This window comes from Salipaludibacillus sp. CF4.18, from assembly GCF_051262595.1.
GTDB classification, from domain to species: domain Bacteria; phylum Bacillota; class Bacilli; order Bacillales; family Salisediminibacteriaceae; genus Salipaludibacillus; species Salipaludibacillus neizhouensis.
Genome location: NZ_JBIMEV010000005.1, coordinates 118,685 through 135,847, shown reverse-complemented (window position 1 = coordinate 135,847; position 17,163 = coordinate 118,685). Strand labels below are relative to the sequence as shown.

13 protein-coding genes and 1 other annotated feature are annotated in these 17,163 nt (G+C 37.7%); of the genes, 6 read left to right on the top strand and 7 right to left on the bottom strand.

Annotation, left to right across the window (positions count from 1 at the left end; all coding sequences use genetic code 11):
• Position 1: 1 nt before the first annotated feature.
• Positions 2-643 (bottom strand): forespore capture DNA-binding protein RefZ, encoded by a 642-nt coding sequence (refZ, locus tag ACHABW_RS05550; protein WP_435754429.1) that lies wholly within the window; start codon positions 641-643, stop codon positions 2-4.
• 151 nt (positions 644-794) lie between these two features.
• Here refZ and ACHABW_RS05545 point away from each other — a divergent pair, with 151 nt between their 5' ends.
• Complete coding sequence (locus tag ACHABW_RS05545; RefSeq protein WP_435754428.1) at positions 795-1,274, top strand: GAF domain-containing protein; 480 nt, start codon at positions 795-797, stop codon at positions 1,272-1,274.
• 138 nt (positions 1,275-1,412) lie between these two features.
• Here the strand turns inward: ACHABW_RS05545 and ACHABW_RS05540 are convergent, their stop codons facing one another.
• The gene (locus ACHABW_RS05540; RefSeq protein ID WP_435754427.1) at positions 1,413-3,335 is read right to left on the bottom strand and encodes a sensor domain-containing diguanylate cyclase; all 1,923 of its coding nucleotides are present in this window, start codon (positions 3,333-3,335) and stop codon (positions 1,413-1,415) included.
• Between the two features lie 480 nt (positions 3,336-3,815).
• On the opposite strand from ACHABW_RS05540, the gene rpsD reads away from it, so the two are divergent.
• Positions 3,816-4,418 carry a 30S ribosomal protein S4 gene (gene rpsD / locus ACHABW_RS05535; protein ID WP_435754426.1) on the top strand — a complete coding sequence of 201 codons (603 nt, stop codon included), beginning with the start codon at positions 3,816-3,818 and terminating at the stop codon, positions 4,416-4,418.
• 282 nt (positions 4,419-4,700) lie between these two features.
• On the opposite strand, the gene tyrS is transcribed toward rpsD, so the two are convergent.
• Positions 4,701-5,972, bottom strand: a complete 1,272-nt coding sequence (tyrS, locus tag ACHABW_RS05530; RefSeq protein ID WP_435754425.1) for a tyrosine--tRNA ligase — start codon at positions 5,970-5,972, stop codon at positions 4,701-4,703.
• A gap of 134 nt (positions 5,973-6,106) precedes the next feature.
• Positions 6,107-6,313, bottom strand: a binding site (T-box leader).
• A 140-nt stretch (positions 6,314-6,453) separates the two neighbouring features.
• Between tyrS and ACHABW_RS05525 the strand changes: the two genes are divergently transcribed.
• The 4 genes from ACHABW_RS05525 to ACHABW_RS05510 all read left to right on the top strand — a co-directional run bounded on the left by ACHABW_RS05525 (position 6,454) and on the right by ACHABW_RS05510 (position 12,433).
• Positions 6,454-9,558, top strand: a complete 3,105-nt coding sequence (locus tag ACHABW_RS05525; RefSeq protein ID WP_435754424.1) for a transglycosylase domain-containing protein — start codon at positions 6,454-6,456, stop codon at positions 9,556-9,558.
• Between the two features lie 368 nt (positions 9,559-9,926).
• Positions 9,927-10,562 carry a GNAT family N-acetyltransferase gene (locus ACHABW_RS05520; RefSeq protein ID WP_110934833.1) on the top strand — a complete coding sequence of 212 codons (636 nt, stop codon included), beginning with the start codon at positions 9,927-9,929 and terminating at the stop codon, positions 10,560-10,562.
• Positions 10,563-10,613: 51 nt separating this feature from the next.
• A complete protein-coding gene (locus tag ACHABW_RS05515; RefSeq protein ID WP_435754423.1) occupies positions 10,614-11,258 on the top strand; it encodes a CBS and ACT domain-containing protein in 645 nt (214 codons plus the stop codon).
• Positions 11,255-12,433, top strand: a complete 1,179-nt coding sequence (locus ACHABW_RS05510) for an acetoin utilization protein AcuC (RefSeq protein ID WP_435754422.1) — start codon at positions 11,255-11,257, stop codon at positions 12,431-12,433. The genes ACHABW_RS05515 and ACHABW_RS05510 overlap by 4 nt, the downstream gene beginning before the upstream one ends.
• Before the next feature lie 182 nt (positions 12,434-12,615).
• Here the strand turns inward: ACHABW_RS05510 and motS are convergent, their stop codons facing one another.
• From motS to ACHABW_RS05490, 4 genes are all read right to left on the bottom strand, one after another.
• Positions 12,616-13,407 carry a flagellar motor protein MotS gene (gene motS / locus ACHABW_RS05505; RefSeq protein WP_435754421.1) on the bottom strand — a complete coding sequence of 264 codons (792 nt, stop codon included), beginning with the start codon at positions 13,405-13,407 and terminating at the stop codon, positions 12,616-12,618.
• Positions 13,400-14,209, bottom strand: a complete 810-nt coding sequence (motP, locus tag ACHABW_RS05500) for a flagellar motor protein MotP (protein WP_110934829.1) — start codon at positions 14,207-14,209, stop codon at positions 13,400-13,402. The genes motS and motP overlap by 8 nt, the downstream gene beginning before the upstream one ends.
• Before the next feature lie 163 nt (positions 14,210-14,372).
• Positions 14,373-15,386: a catabolite control protein A gene (gene ccpA, locus ACHABW_RS05495; protein ID WP_110934828.1), complete on the bottom strand. Its 1,014-nt coding sequence runs from the start codon at positions 15,384-15,386 to the stop codon at positions 14,373-14,375.
• A 421-nt stretch (positions 15,387-15,807) separates the two neighbouring features.
• Positions 15,808-16,902: a bifunctional 3-deoxy-7-phosphoheptulonate synthase/chorismate mutase gene (locus ACHABW_RS05490; protein ID WP_110934827.1), complete on the bottom strand. Its 1,095-nt coding sequence runs from the start codon at positions 16,900-16,902 to the stop codon at positions 15,808-15,810.
• Positions 16,903-17,163 lie beyond the last annotated feature (261 nt).

Here is a 17,163-nt window from a genome sequence, read left to right as displayed (position 1 = left end):
TCTACCTCACAATTGATGGAACACTCGTAACAGAGTCATTAAAATGCGTAGAAACCCACTGACACAATTCCGAGAAATACTGATCCAGGAAATCATTTTCATGAGGCATGAGATGGTAGACCTCCCGAATATATTGAGGATGTAAAAAAGGCAATGTCAACATTCCGCGCAGTTGCAGCACAAAATACTCATTCGGCAAGGTCTTCAACTCCCCCTCTTCATACGCCATCTCAAGTAACAACTCATATAAATGCTTCTCTTTCGCTAAGTAAGAAGCCATCAATTCACGAACGAGAGTTGTATCCAAGGTGATTTCCCGATGTACAAATCTTGCTAATTCGTGATGTTTCTTTTGATAAATCATCACGCCCCATATAGCTTTTAATAATGAATCGAACACCGCTTCGCTATCATTTCTTCGTTTTTGAACCTGTAATTCAATTGCTGAAACATATCCCTCTAAAAATTTTGTCATCAAATACTCTAATAATCCTTGTTTCCCATCAAAATAATATGATATTAGGGCAACGTTAGTTTCCGCTTTTTTCGCAATATCTCTTACAGAGGTACCAGAATAGCCTTGCACATTAAAAAGTGAAATGGCCGCTTCAAGGACTTTTTCTTTAGAGGCTTTTTTCTCCATCGTCGTCACTTCCTCCTATCTATTACTCTCTATATAACATATTCATGATTGCAAATTATTCTCCTGCAAAAACTAATCGACAAGATTATATATTTCATTGCAATAAGCGATATGATATACTTTTTCAAAATGTCTGAAAGGATGACGATGTATGTTTCAAACAAATACGTATCAAGGATCTTTAGAGGAAAAGTATACGTTACTTACTAAGCAATTAGATGCCCTTCTAGAAGGCGAAAAAGATCAAATTGCTAACCTTAGCAATGCTTCCTCCTTGTTGAATCAATTTCTCTCTGATGTAAATTGGGTTGGTTTTTACTTGTGGAAAGAAAATGAATTAGTATTAGGACCATTTCAAGGCATGCCTGCATGCGTAAGAATTAAATATGGAAAAGGTGTTTGTGGAACTGCTGCGAAAGAGGAACGTACTCTCCGTATCGAGGACGTTCACACGTTTCCAGGTCATATAGCCTGTGATGCAGCTTCAAACTCTGAAATTGTGGTGCCCTTATTGAAAAATGGAAGTCTTATTGGCGTTCTGGATATCGATAGCCCTAGTAAAAATAGATTCTCTGAAGAAGACCAAAAAGGACTCGAACAATTTGCTTCTACCTTGCTTAAACATTTGTAATTCAGGACTACAGTAAGTGTTAGCTTATGCCGCTTTATCTCATAAGATCTTTTCCATTGAGACTAGCGGCATCGCAATAACTAGATTCTTTAATTTTATACGGTTCTAGAGACACATTTACAGTTCACTTTTAATTTACTAATCCGTTTCTTGATAAACTATGACGGTATTTCTACCGGAATTCTTCGCTTCATACATGGCATTGTCTGCTTGGTTGAAAAGCTTAGTCGCTGAAGGTACTCCCAATGTATTAGACCAATAAGATACACCGCAGGAAACCGTCACTTTTGGAAGTGTAAGTATTTCCACTTTTTTTCTAATTCTTTCCGCTACGTTTTTAGCATCTACTATCTTTGTTCGAGGCAAATATATTGCCAATTCTTCTCCTCCCCATCGCACAGGGATATCATAGCCGGATTTAATGTTTTCAATAATCACCTTAGCTACTTGAATAATGACATCATCTCCAGATTGGTGACCGTACTGATCGTTAACTTTTTTAAAATTATCAATATCCAATAAAACAAATGAGCCAAATCCATCTGCATTCATAGATCCAAGAACCTGTTCATCCATATACTCTCTCGTATACAATTTTGAAAGATAGTCTGTTATGATCAATTCTTTCATTTCAGCATGTAACATCGCATTAACAAAAGCTAAAGTAGAGTGATGCACAAGTGATTGACACAGTTTAAATGCATCATAGCTGAATGCATATTCTTCTTTACCGAACACAATTACGGCGCCTAAAATATGATTATCATGAAGCATTGGTACACCTATTACTGATTTATATGGAACGACTTCGTTAGTAGTTTTTTGAAAATCGCTGTGAAATATTTCTTTTTGCGTTTCTTCCATTTGAGTCAAAAGTTGCTCACTTAAGACTTTAACTTGTTCACAGGAAAAAAGCTTATTTTCCGAATGATCATTTAACAAGTGCCGATCCGCCATCTGAAAACAAACTTCATCTGCTGAAAATGCCTTCTTCATTTTTTCTACAAGAATGCCTATTGCTTCATCTAATTTTAAATTACCATTTAACTCATGGGACGTTTGATTGATTAATTGAAGGTCAGCTATATGTTTCCTTGATTGCTGATACAGTTCTGCATTTTCAATTGCGATTCCACCGGTATCTGCTAACACTTGAATGAAATCAATTTCTTGATCTTTGAATATTTGAGAGTATGTAGCTGTCATTTTAAATACTCCGTATACTCCTTGTTTTCCTTTAAGGGGAATATACAGCATTGTTTTTTTCTTCTCAATTAGATCCATTGTTAACACATTTCCAGTTAGATAGGCTTCTGCTGCATAATTTTCTTTACCATCATTTATATCAAGTGGCTGAGCTGATAAGTATTCAGAAACCTTCCAATCATTAGATAAAAGTAATTCTATAGTAAATGTTGGATATGCTTCACTTAATGCATGAAGAATTTCCTTTAAAATACCGTTAACATCCATCGACGAATAGAACTTCCGATTTACTTTTAGAAGTAATTCTTTCTGAATTTTTTCATTCATCGTTTCTTTATAATCTATCAATCTTTTAAACCATGGAGCTAGCAGCTCACTTATATCTGCAATAGCTTCAACGGAACTAGTTGAAAAATTATCGTTTTCTAAAAGAAGGACCATAACGAAGCCTAACATTTCATTGTTAGCATACAAAGGGAATAAAACATAGTCACTTTTAATATTCGTAAATAATTGAGATTTTAAAGTAACCTCATGTTTTTTTAAAAAGGGACGTATTTCCATTTCTTCGTTCGTAAATACTTCCAGAATTGAAGACGCTTCTACCTTTTCATAGTCTTTACTATTTAGTACATTTATGTTTGATGATTCATAAGGTTGAAAGCATGGTTGTGACGAATCTTTAAAGAAAAGAATAAAATCTTCCTGTAAGTCTAATTCCTCTTTTAACATATGTATAAATGTTAGCGAGAATTGGCTTAGTTCATTCGTGAATCCAGTTTTCTCCAGCATTTTAGCGACCAGACAAAGACTTCCCCCCCTAGAACTTTTATCACATTGTTCTTTTTTAGCCATTCTTTCCCCTCACTTTTCATCTCTAATATAATTTTGTATTCATAACTTAATTATACACGTTTTCATCAAGTCTTTCCTATTAAATCGGTAATTTTTTTATTATTAATAGATTACAGTTTGCTTTTTGTATTTTTAATTCTTTTATGATTCTGGGAAGCTTCTAAGGTGGTTTTGATTTTGTATCCTAGTTTGAAGTTTTCGCAGAAAATCATGTTAGGATTTTATAATAGAAGAGAGAAACTATTATTAAAATCTGTGTAGTATTGACATTGAGCCTTAAAAATTATACAATATTCGTTGTGCAAATAAGACAGCCAAAGTAAACATCATATAGCTCATTTCATTCCCGCACATGCGAGGGGTATTGCGTAACCTACAGCTGTCGAGGCGAAGGTGCCGAAAATGAAATGTCTACGTGAATGGGATTACTACTGTTAATTATTTCACGAAATCTTATATATCCTTAAGGAGGATCTCAATATGTCACGTTATACTGGACCAAGTTGGAAGCTTTCCCGTCGTTTAGGAATTTCTCTAAGCGGAACTGGAAAAGAGCTTCAAAAACGCCCATACGGACCTGGACAACACGGCCCGAACTCAAGAAGAAAAGTAACAGAATACGGTCTTCAGCTTCAAGAGAAGCAGAAGCTTCGCCACATGTACGGCATGAACGAAAAACAATTCAAAAAGGTATTCGTTAATGCTGGTAAACAAGATGGTATTCACGGTGAGAACTTCATGATTCTATTAGAATCACGTTTGGATAACATCGTTTACCGTTTAGGTCTTTCACGTACTCGTCGTCAATCTCGTCAGCTTGTTAACCACGGTCACGTCCTAGTTGATGGTGCTCGCGTTGACATCCCGTCATTCCGCGTACGTCCTGGTCAAACAATTACACTTCGCGAAAAGTCTCGTAACCTTGACATCGTGAAAGAAGCACTTGAAATGAACGACTTTACACCATCATTTGTTGAATTTGATGCAGACAAGTTAGAAGGAAAGTTCATTCGTTTACCTGAACGTTCTGAATTACCTGCTGAAATCAATGAACAACTAATCGTTGAGTGGTATTCACGTTAATATTTCAGACACAGCCCAATGCGGCTGTGTTTTTTTGTTGTTTCATAATGATCGTTTCGTTCTATCTCAACGTTGGACTTAATCGTTTTTATTTGATGACCGGGGCAACGTACTCATTTGAGCTCCTCTTCCATTCATTTCATCGCACAACGCGATCATTTCAGCTCCACGCCACCGAGTGTCAGTCTCATTTCCTCTCTACGACCTGCTAAGACCAGCTAACGCCCCTAAAACACCAAAAAGGTACCTTCCATAGTGAAGGTACCCGTTAACCTATTAGTTTTAATACTTAATTAGAAAGAACTTCTTTTTCCCGCGGCGAATGATTGTAAATTCCCCATCAATTTTATCTGTTTCGTCCATTACCTTGTCAATCTCCTGACAACGATCCCCATTGATGTAAACCGCTCCGTTTTTAATGTCTTCCCTCGCTTGGCGTTTAGAAGATGCGATCTCAGCTTCAACTAAAAGTTCAACTAATCCAAGTCCTTCTTCACTAACTTTGTAAGAAGGAACGTCTTTAAATCCTTGAAGCACTTCATTTGCTGTCAGTTGTTTTAAATCCCCTCCACCAAATAGAGCGGCGCTAATCTTCCATGCTTCTTCTACTGCTTCTGCTCCGTGAACAACCCTAGTTAATTCCTCAGCCAGTTTTTTCTGGGCAGCACGTTCATGAGCACGCTCCTGAACTTCCACCTCTAGTTTATCTATTTTTTCTTTGGAAAGGAACGTAAAGTACTTCAGAAATTTAACAACATCCTGGTCCTCTGTATTTAATAAGAATTGATAGAATTCATAAGGAGAAGTTTTATCTCGATCAAGCCAGATTGCTCCCCCTTCCGTTTTCCCAAATTTAGATCCATCTGCTTTTGTCACTAGTGGGATTGTAAATCCATAGGCGTCAGGTCGTTCGCTTTCTTCCATTCCAGACATTCTGCGAATTAGCTCAAGACCTGCTGTGATATTCCCCCATTGATCACTTCCACCAATTTGAAGTTTAACTCCTTCTTCCTTGTTCAATCGATAGAAGTCATAGGATTGCAGGATTTGATAGCTAAATTCGGTAAAAGAGATACCTGAAGAAATACGTGATTCCACTGATTCCTTCGCAAGCATATAATTTACTCCAAAATATTTTCCAACATCACGTAGGAAATCAATCACAGTCATAGAACCTATCCACTCATAATTGTTTACAAGCGTAGCTTTACTTTCACCCTTGAAATCAAGAAACTTCAATAGTTGATCTCTGATTTTATCGCTAAATCCCTCTACTACCTCTTGCTCATTGAGTGTTCGTTCCGCTTTTTTACCACTTGGGTCCCCTATTAGACCTGTAGCTCCTCCTACTAACGGGTATGGGCGGTGTCCTGCTAGTTGAAATCTACGTAATGTTAAGATTGTCAATAAATGGCCAATGTGGAGGCTGTCTCCTGTGGGATCAAAACCACAGTAAAGCTTTACTTTATCTTCACTTAACAATTTTTCTAAACCTTTTTCATCTGTCATCTGGTTTACAAGCCCTCTAAATTTTAAATCCTCTAGTAATGTCATGTGATTCACCTCATATGTTCATTTTATTATTAAGCTTTTAATGACCAATTATCATGGAAATCGTTACAGGAACAAAATTGAATACTTTTCAACTGCGTTAACAATCCCAGAAACACAAAAAAGCCCCTTCAGTATAAAGGGACGAATTGATCGCGGTACCACCCTGATTGGAAAAAGTTGTTTTCCCAGCTCAAAATAGAGTTAACGCCTCTCTACGTTCTATGTTTCCATAGATTTTCTCCAAGGTGGTAATTCATTTCTGTCTTTGTACCGGTTCACAGCACCACCGGTTCTCTGAAACAGGGAGACATTAACTACTAGGTCCTCTTCATTGAATGCAAGTATCAAATTGATATGTTTATTATTTTTACCACAATATCACAGACTAAGTCAATAAAAACATAAAACTTATTTCGTTTACTTATACTTATCAATTAACTAATATGCTATAATATGATTGACTTTTTAGGAGGTATGAACGATGAGTGAAGACCGATTTTCGTTAAAAAAACTCTTTCAACGGAAAGAGCCGAGATATGTATTAAAAGGTGTCCGAGTAACATCTAAAGTATTCTGGAACTTATTCTTAATTATTGCGATCTTGGGCATAGTTGGTGCAGCATTTGCCGGTGGCGCTGGTGCTGGATACTTCGCTTCATTGGTTCAAGACGAACCTATACAAAGCTTTGAAGAAATGGAACAAAGCATCTACGACTATGAAGAAGCAACTGAAATATACTTTGCTGGTGAGGAATACTTGGGTGATATGCCAAGTCCACTGGAAAGACGTGAAGTAGATTTGGAGGATATTTCTCCTCATTTAATCGATGCTGTTATCGCTACGGAAGACGAATATTTTTTCGAACATAATGGAATCGTTCCGAAAGCACTATTTCGTGCTGTTTATCAAGATTTTTCAAACGCATCCACGCAAACAGGTGGTAGTACTTTAACCCAACAGTTAATTAAAAATCAGTTGCTTACTAGTGAAGTAACACATGATCGCAAAGCTATTGAAATTCTGTTGGCTCTGCGAACAGAAAATTTCTTTGCAAAAGAAGATATTCTTGAAGCATATTTAAATATTGTGCCATTTGGCCGAGATGCTTCAGGTCAACAAATTGCTGGTGCTCAATCAGCCGCACAAGGAATCTTTGGAGTGGATGCTTCTGATTTAAATATCCCACAAGCAGCATTTATCGCAGGGTTACCTCAAAGTCCATTTGCTTATACACCGTTTACCGGAGATGGCGAAGTAAAGGAAGATTTTGAAGCTGCTTTAAATAGAATGGATATCGTTTTAAACAGCATGCTTTCCAAAGGTTATATTTCAGAGGAAGAATTAAAAGAAGCAAATGACTACGATTTCCGGGCGAATTTCACTGAACCTGAACCTAGCAGCTATGAGGCATACCCATTCATTACTGATGAGGTTCGTAATCGGGCAGTAGATAAGTTAGCTATTGTTTTGATGGAAGAAGATGACATTGATCTTAGCGAAATTGAGGATGAATCCCGAGTCCAACTATTAGAAAACAGGTATGCAGAAGAAGCTGCGAAAGCTCTTCAACGAAATGGATATAAAATCCATACTACAATTAATAAAGAGATTTACGATGCGCAACAGCAAGCAGTTGCTGATTATGAATACTTTGTGGATCGAACAGAAGAAGTCACTTCTGAGGATGGAGAAACAGAAGAAGTTTCTATCTTAGAAGAGACAGGTTCTGTTTTAATAGATAATAAAACAGGGGCAATTATCAGTTTTGTTGCTGGTCGGGATTATGACGTTCAAAACTACAGTCACGCTACTCAATCAATACGGCACACTGGATCGACAATGAAACCGTTATTGACCTATGCCCTTGGTTTTGAAACAGGTTCGTTACAACCTGCCTTCATCACTCCTGATACTCCTTTTGAATACAGACATGCCGGGAAAACTGTTAATAACTTTGATTTCAGGCACTCAGGGTTAATCACTGCTAGAGAAGCCCTTGTGAGATCAAGAAACGTCCCTGCCGTTAGAGAGTTTTATGATGTTGATTATGAAACAGCACAACAAGCAATGTTTAACTACGGTTTTGAAGATTTTATGGCCCTAGGAGAACCATTTGAAGGCACACCTCTTGGGACATTAGGTTTATCCACTGAAGCGAATACAAGTGCGTTCTCAACGTTTGCTAATGATGGGAAGCGACTCGAGAGCCATATTATTGACAGAATAGAAACCGCTGATGGTGACGTTGTCTTTGAACAAGAGCAAAATGAAGTGGAAGTAATTTCACCACAAGCAAGCTATCTCACTCTCGACGTTATGCGCGATGTTTTGAAATCTCCGGGTACCGGTTCAGCTGTTCCGGGATATTTAAACTTTAGTGCAGACTGGGCGGGAAAAACAGGTACTACACAAGATGTTAAAGATGCCTGGTTTGTAGCTTTAAATCCTAATGTTACACAAGGTATTTGGCTAGGCTATGATGACAGTACCCCTATTGATCAACAAGCTTATGGTCTAAGCTATGGACAGCGCACACAAAAGCTTTGGGCTGCCCTTGCTAATGCTGCCCATGAGGTTGATCCTAATCTAATGGCACCTGAGGAGAGTTTTGAGTCTCCTGGTGGGATTGTCAGTGCAACTATTTGCGGTCTATCAGGCAAGCTTGCATCTGATTTATGTCGCGAGGCTGGATTTGTTACAACAGACATATTTGATTCAAGGTATGTTCCAACAGAAAAAGATGACAGTCTTCAGCGAGTTGATTACGTGACAGTAGCTGAAGGGATCTATAAAGCACTTGATTCTACGCCAAATGAATTCACAAAAAGCGGCGTATCCATCGATGAAGACTCTTTCGACTTTGCTGATGATGGTGATATTTCGGAATATATTCCAGATGACTGGAATAATCTTGTTCCTGATCGTGAGGCTCCTAATAATGGGAAAACACCAGGTTCGCTGCAATCCGTATCATCTTCAAATGGAAATGTTTCATGGAATAACCATCCAGATGGTGATGTTGTCGGCTATCGCATCTACTACTCTGCTGAAGAGGGCTCTAGTTTTACCAAAGTAGGCAGTGTTCGTTGGGATGAGAGTAACAGCTACTCAGGAAGCCAAGGTGCTTACTATGTAACTGCCGTAGACTCTGCTGGTAGAGAATCTTCCAGAAGCGCAGAAGTCATCATGGGCACATATAGTGCCCCAGAACCTGTGGAAGAAGAAGTGCCTGAAGAAAACAACGAAGACGAAGGTCAAGAAAACAATGATAGCAATGCCAATGATAATGATAATGCAAATAATAATACAGATAACAATAACAGTGCACCAGATGCAGAAAATGAAAACAATCAACAAGAACCGGAACCTGAACCTGATCCTGAGCCTGAACCTGAACAACCTGAAGGTAACAATAATGTTAATAACTCTGAAAATAACAACTCAAATGCTACTCCAGAAGAAGAAGATGATGATGAGACTAGTAATGAGGTTCAATCCAATGATAACGAAAGTGCTAATAACAATGGCAGTAACAACAATAGTAATTCAAACACCAGTAACAATGCTAACAGCACAGGAAATTGATTTAAGAACGTGGGTAACATTTTTGACACCAGAAGAACAGAAAAGGCACTGAAAAGTCGATATTACTTTTTCAGTGTCCTTTTCTTTTGATTGTTTTAATTACGAAAGAACAGAAAGGCGCTTTAGTTCGCTTTCGGCCCATGCTCTCTCTCCATGGGAAGCGTTTCAGCCTCTTCGAATGAAGACCGTTTGATCCTTTTCCTGCATGCATCGTCGCCGCTTTATGCTTCTTTTAGTACTCCACAAGTCACACCAATAATAAATTATTTCACCTATATAATATCCCTTGGCATTTCCTCAAAAAGATAGGGTTATGGTATAGTAAAAGAAAGGTTACAATTCGTAAATGCCTGAAGGGTGAGATGGCTATGAAACACAAAAAGCGACATCATTCACTAACTATTCAAACTAAAGATGGGAATGAGATAGTGATTGAAGGCCCAATAACAAAAGAACGTCTAAATGACAGCGCTTTCGACGATAACCTAGTTGCTTTTAGACCTCCTAAACAACAGAAGGTTGCCTTGCTGAAGGTTGCAGAGCTCGAAGAAAGTCGAATTATTATTGCTCGTGATGGAGATACAATTGTCGGATATGCCATTTTTCTGTATCCGGATCCGTTAGAAAGATGGTCAGAAGTCAAGTTGGACAATTTACTAGAGTTAGGTGCGATCGAAGTTTCAAATAAATACCGTGGTTATCAGCTAGCCAAAAATTTATTAAAAGTGTCTATGTCAGATGATGCTGTTGAAGACTATATTATAATCACAACCGAATATTATTGGCATTGGGACCTTAGAGGCACCGGACTATCTATATGGGATTATCGAAAAGTAATGGAAAAAGTCATGAATACCGGCGGATTGGAATGGTATGCCACGGACGATCCCGAAATATGTTCTCACCCCGCTAACTGTTTGATGGCAAGAATCGGCAAGAGAGTTGGTCCTGACGCAGTTCATGAGTTTAATAGGGTTCGATTTAAACACAAATATATGTTTTGATGCCAAAGTAATTTTAACTTGCTTATCTTTTATGAGAGGAATGAATTTCTTTTGAACCTACATCACATTATGAAAAAAGAAGTTATATCAGCTGATCCGACTATGCCTGTTTACAAAGCCATAGAACTGATGGATAAAAATCGAATTCGACATTTACCTATTATAGATGAAAATTCTTACCTTATAGGAATCATTTCAGATAGAGACCTTCGTGATGTGAAGCCATCAATTTTTGAAAATAACAATGAGAAATTTCATAATCTACCGGTTTCTAAAGTAATGATCACAGATATGATTACAGCAATGCCGGATGATTTTGTAGAAGAAGCTGCTCACACGATGATAGAAAATAAGATTAGCTGTCTTCCGGTTGAAACAGATGGGAAACTCGAAGGTATTATATCAGAGACTGATCTTTTGCATACCCTGGTTCGTCTCACAGGAGCAAATTTGCCTACATCCAGATTAGAAGTAGAAGTACCAAATGAAACTGGTAAATTAGCAGAAGTTTCTTCAATTATTAGTGATCATCAGCTAAATATTCAAAGTGCTCTCGTCTATCAATCTTTTGAAACGAACGAAAAAAAAATACTCGTATTTCGCATTCAAAGTTTGAATATGCGACCCCTTCTCAACACATTGAAAAAGAAGAGGTATGAAGTAATCTGGCCTGTAGATTTGGAGATGAAAGTATGAGAGAAGAAGCAGCATTTATTTTTTCACCGGAGCAATTAAAATATAAATTTCATCAAGATCATCCGTTTAATCAGGACCGATTATCTATTACAAATGACCTTCTGTTTAAAATCGGTGCGTTAAACCCTTCATCGATTATTCCCGCTAGAATGGCTACCTTAGATGAGCTATTATTGGTACATGATGAAGACTATGTACAGGCTGTTGTTGGTGCTAGTGAGGGACAATTTCGCTCTTCATACCGAACAACATATGGAATAGGTACCGAGGATACTCCTGTATTTCCGCAAATGCACGACGCGGCAGCGTGGTTAGTAGGAGGAACATTAGAGGCTGTTGATCAAGTATTTGCCAATGGTTATAAACATGCATTAAATTTAGGTGGCGGCCTTCACCATGGATTTCGTGGAAAGGCGTCTGGATTTTGTATTTATAATGATAGTTCTGTTGCGATAGAGTATATTCGAAAAAAATATGATGCTAGAGTTCTGTATATCGACACTGATGCCCATCACGGTGACGGCGTCCAATGGGCTTTCTATAATGATCCTGATGTGTGCACATTATCCTTTCACGAAAGTGGCAGGTTTCTTTTCCCTGGTACTGGACACGTAAATGAACGAGGTCATGGAGAAGGTTTAGGGTACTCTTTTAATGTACCTTTTGAAGCATTTACTGAGGATGAATCTTGGTTGTTAGCTTATAAAGCGGCAATAAGAGAGGTCATCGCTTATTTTAAACCGGATGTCATTCTGACTCAAAACGGAGCGGATGCTCACTATTACGACCCATTGACTCATCTTTGCGGGACGATGAAAATGTTTCAGGAAATACCAAAAATTGCACATGAACTTGCACATGAGTATTGCGATGGTAAATGGATTGCTGTTGGCGGTGGCGGTTATGATATATGGCGAGTCGTGCCAAGGGCTTGGTCTCATCTATGGTTAGAAATGACGGAACAAACGGACAAGACTTTTCAGTCCATTCCATCCTCTTGGATCAGCCAATGGGAAAAAGAAGCTCCCGTAAAATTACCTGAGGAATGGCATGACTCTGAAGGAATATACCCGGATATTCCCAGACAGAAAGAAATCATAGAAAAAAATGAACGCATGCTCTTGAAAGCTCTTAAACCGATTTTTGACAAACAAAATATTTATAAAAACTCTTAAGTATATCTGCAACTTGGACATTTAATACAGCGTGATCTTTCACCACCCCGAGGAGTTTGGCTGAAGTCGTTGCCGCGGAAAGCAGCCTCCTAGAGTGGATTCGAGCCTCTCTGTTCGATTGAAAACACCAAGCTGAAAATGAAACAAATAAAAAAAGCTTAGAAGTTTTCTAAGCTTTTTTATTAATATAGGTCATCATCACCATAATTTGGGTCTGAAATGACAATCACAATTCGACGATTTTGTTGTAAGTTATCGACTGTTGTATTAGGTACTACTGGACGAGTATCTCCATAGCCAACTGCTAAGAATCTCTCAGGTGCTAAGGACTCACTATCTACCAGATAGCGAATAATACTACTTGCCCGCGCTCCTGACAATTCCCAGTTCGAAGGGAACTGCGCTGTACTAATAGGTCTACTGTCTGTATGTCCTTCTACTTTCACCATATTAGGTATCGTATCAAGAAGCGTTCCGACCTTATCCAAAAACGGATAAGCATCGGGAATTATTTCCGCCGCTGCACTCTCAAACAATGCTTGTTCTTGGAGAACAAGAACTACTCCTCGATCATCTCTTGAAGCCGAAATTTCCTCAGTTAACTCATTCACTTCTAAAAATTCATTAACATCATCCATAAGATTATCTAATTCCTGATTCATTTTTTCTTCATCTTCGTCTATATAAGCTTCAAATGGATCTGTTGTTTCTTCAAATGGATCTGGTGATTCATCTGTATCGTCATTCACTTCCGCATTATCAGAAGGATTTTCAAAAGGAATAACAGACGGAAAACCATCAAACACTGCTCTATCCTGAAATGATTCTGCTATCGCTCGAAACTTGTTGGCATCAACTACAGACATCGAAAATAACATAATAAAAAAAACAAGAATTAATGTCATTAAGTCTGAAAAGGTGACCATCCATTTTGGAGCACCTTTGTCTTCTCGGGATTGAGGTCGCCTATTCATTTAATACAGGCTCCTCTATATCTTCCTCTTTCTTTCCTTTCATATGGTTTGGAAGGAAAGCACTAAGCTTCTCTTGAAGAATTTTAGGATTTTGACCAGACTGAACCCCAATAACACCTTCAACAACAATTTGTTTAATAAATACTTCTTCTTCCGTGCTCATTGCCAGTTTATTAGCCATAGGTATGAATACTAAGTTTGCTAAAAGACTACCATAGAGCGTTGTCAATAAAGCAACTGCCATATTTGGACCAAGAGTTGTTGGATCATTTAAGTTTTGAAGCATAAGTACTAAACCGACTAATGTACCAATCATTCCCCAAGCAGGTGCATACTCGCCTGCTTTTTCAAGGATATTACGCCCCTTGCGGTGACGTTCCTCCATAGCAACTACTTCAGCCATCATAATATCTTTAATGATATCGGGTTCAATACCGTCTACTGCAAGAAGTACTCCCTTCTCAATGAAAGGGTCCTGTACATCCTCTAATCCAGCTTCAAGCGCTAAAAGTCCTTCACGCCTTGCTATCCCGGATAAATTTACAAAAGTATCAATTAGATCTTGTAAATTTTGATTCTTACTCTGAAATGCTTCTTTCATCACCTTTGGTAAAAGGCGTAAATCAGCAAGAGAGAAGTTAATTAAAATCGCACCTGATAAACCACCAAATACAACCAGTATAGAAGCAATTTGCACAAAATCAAGGATCGATCCGCCACCCGTATTGGAGTATACAGCTAACAAAACAGCTGTTATCCCAATAAAAATTCCAATTGGAGTTAATATATCTAATTTTTTCATAAACCTCACCCTAACCCTACATGATGTCTCTTATTAACCCCATTAAGAAGATAATCAAATGTCCGGAAAATCATGTTATGTGAAGACTTCTTACTACTTTTTTCACACTTTTAATGGACCGAATTCCTTTTTATAATAAAATAATTTCAAGAAAACGATTCCCTTAGTCGTTTTCCTGAAAGGAAGTCGAATGCCGCTCTTCTAAACGATGGGGCAATAGCACGACACTATCTGATACTTCTTCTTTATTCATCAACTTTGTTAATAAACGCATGGATACTGCACCAATATCATACATTGGTTGTACTACTGTTGTTAATGTCGGACGAACCATCGTAGCTAGCCTTGTATTATCAAAACCGATGATTTCAAAATCCTCAGGGATCTTATAACCAGCATCCTGAGCCCCATGAATAAGTCCTAATGCCATTTCATCGGTAGATGCGAAAATTGCCGATGGCTTGTCCGCTAATTTCAAATAGGTTTCCATTGCTTCTAATCCCGAGTCATACGTGTAATCTCCAATTACAACGAAATCATCATTCATTTCAATATCAGCTTCCAAAAGTGCTTCCTTGTATCCTGCAAACTTCAAGTACCCGTTAATCGGATCTTCCAACGTACCAGTTAACATTGCAATTTTTTCATGACCATGATCAATAAAATATTTAACTGCATCATATGCTGCCTGCTTATAGTCAATATTAACTGATGGAAATTCTTTTTTATCATCAATTGTAGCTGATAAAACGATAGGTGCTGGAGATTTTTTAAATGTATCTACATGATCTGCAGTTATTTCGCCACCCATAAATACAATACCATCTACTTGCTTTTCCAATAATGTATTTATAAGATGAATTTCTTTCTCCTTATTCTGATCTGAGTTACATAGAATGATATTGTATTTGTACATAGTAGCAATATCCTCAATACCTCGGGCTAATTCAGAGAAAAAGATACTTGAAATATCCGGGATGATAACACCGACTGTTGTTGTTTTTTTACTAGCAAGACCTCTTGCTACAGCATTTGGTCGATATCCTAAACGATCTATGGCTTCCAGTACTCTTTTCCGAGTAGTTGGTTTCACGTTCGGGTTTCCGTTTACTACTCTGGATACGGTTGCCATTGATACACTTGCTTCTCTTGCTACATCATAAATGGTAATATTCATAAATTGCTCCTCCTTGGGATCTTACATATTATGGCTTTCATTTTTTCATAACTTAATGCTATGATACGACACTTTTCGGAGGCACGCAAATTCTTTCATTATATCGACATGCACACCTGTTATGTTTATAAGTATCTACAAAATTCTTAATCAATAACCGGATTTGACGGATAAATATCCCTTTATTTGGATGATACACGATTCATTCTCCGCTTTTCATAAAATAATATTACCATTTACTCAAAAGAAGAGCACTGGAAAAGTTAATTTTACTTTTTCAGTGCTCTTTCCTTTTAATTATGAAAGATAATGGCTCTGCATCACTTATCCACTTACAAAAAGAAGCGACTTAGCTCATTGCTCGAAAAGAATGCCTCATAAGATCTTATTGACCTTTTGAGGCATCCTTTTAAATTAACTTTTATTTTACTGCTGTTTTTTCTCGCTTATAAAGTCCGGATTTCTCTAAGTTATCCATAAACTCATGGAATTGTGGAATATCCATCTGTTGTGCTGAATCTGATAAAGCAACCGCTGGATCTGGATGAACTTCTGTCATTACGCCATCTGCACCAACCGCCAAAGCTGCTTTTGCAGTAGGGAATAATAAATCACGGCGTCCTGTTGAGTGTGTCACATCTACAAATACTGGTAAGTGAGTTTCTTGTTTAAGAATTGGCACTGCTGAAATATCTAATGTGTTTCTAGTTGCTGTTTCATAAGTTCTTATACCACGTTCACAAAGGATGATATTGCTGTTTCCTTTCGAAGCGATGTACTCAGCAGCATTGATGAATTCCGCAATAGTTGCTGAAAGCCCACGTTTTAATAAGATTGGTTTATTCACACTGCCTGCTGCCTTAAGTAACTCAAAATTTTGCATGTTACGTGCACCAATTTGAATAACATCGAGGTAATCTACTGCTGTTTCAATATCATGTGGAGTAACAATTTCACTAATTACTGCAAGATCATGCTTATCTCCAATTTGTTTTAATATCTTCAAACCTTCTAATCCAAGACCTTGGAAGTCGTATGGCGAAGTACGGGGTTTAAATGCTCCACCACGTAAGAATCTAATTCCTTCTTTTTTGATTGCTTTTGCTACTTCGTCTACTTGCTCATAACTTTCCACAGAACATGGTCCCACAATAAAACGTTGCTGACCATTTCCTACTTCTTCACCTTTGATAGTAACGATAGTATCTTCTGGCTTCTTTTTACGCGATACTAGCATTGCCTTTGAGTGATCATCTTCTTGAAGCTCTAGACTAGCTTTGAAAATTTCCTTGAAAATATGTTGAAGGGTAGTTGTTTCAAATGGACCCTCATTTTTTTCAGCAATATAATTTAACATTTTTCGTTCTCTCACCGGATCAAATCGGTTAAGTCCTTGTGAACCTTTAACCTTACCGATTTCTTGAGCGATACTGGCCCTCTCATTAATTAACTCTAACAGTTGATCATTAATTCCATCCAACTGTGTTCTCAACTCTTCCAATTGTTCATTTCCCATATTAAAAATCTCCTCTCTTTGCACAAAGTCCTCTAGTAAGTATTTCAAATTTCTTTCTCTTTGAATTCTCTTCTAATGACTTTTTTTATTGTAGCCCCATTATATATGATAAATTGTAAAATGTCATCATTTTTCCTTTATTAGATAACCGCTTTTAAGCGCTAAAGCGTTTGAAGGTTAATCTGCCGCCATTTATCTCAAAAAATTTTTTTTGATAATGTTCAATTAACCACTAGAAAACTGTTATAATTGCTAGTAAGA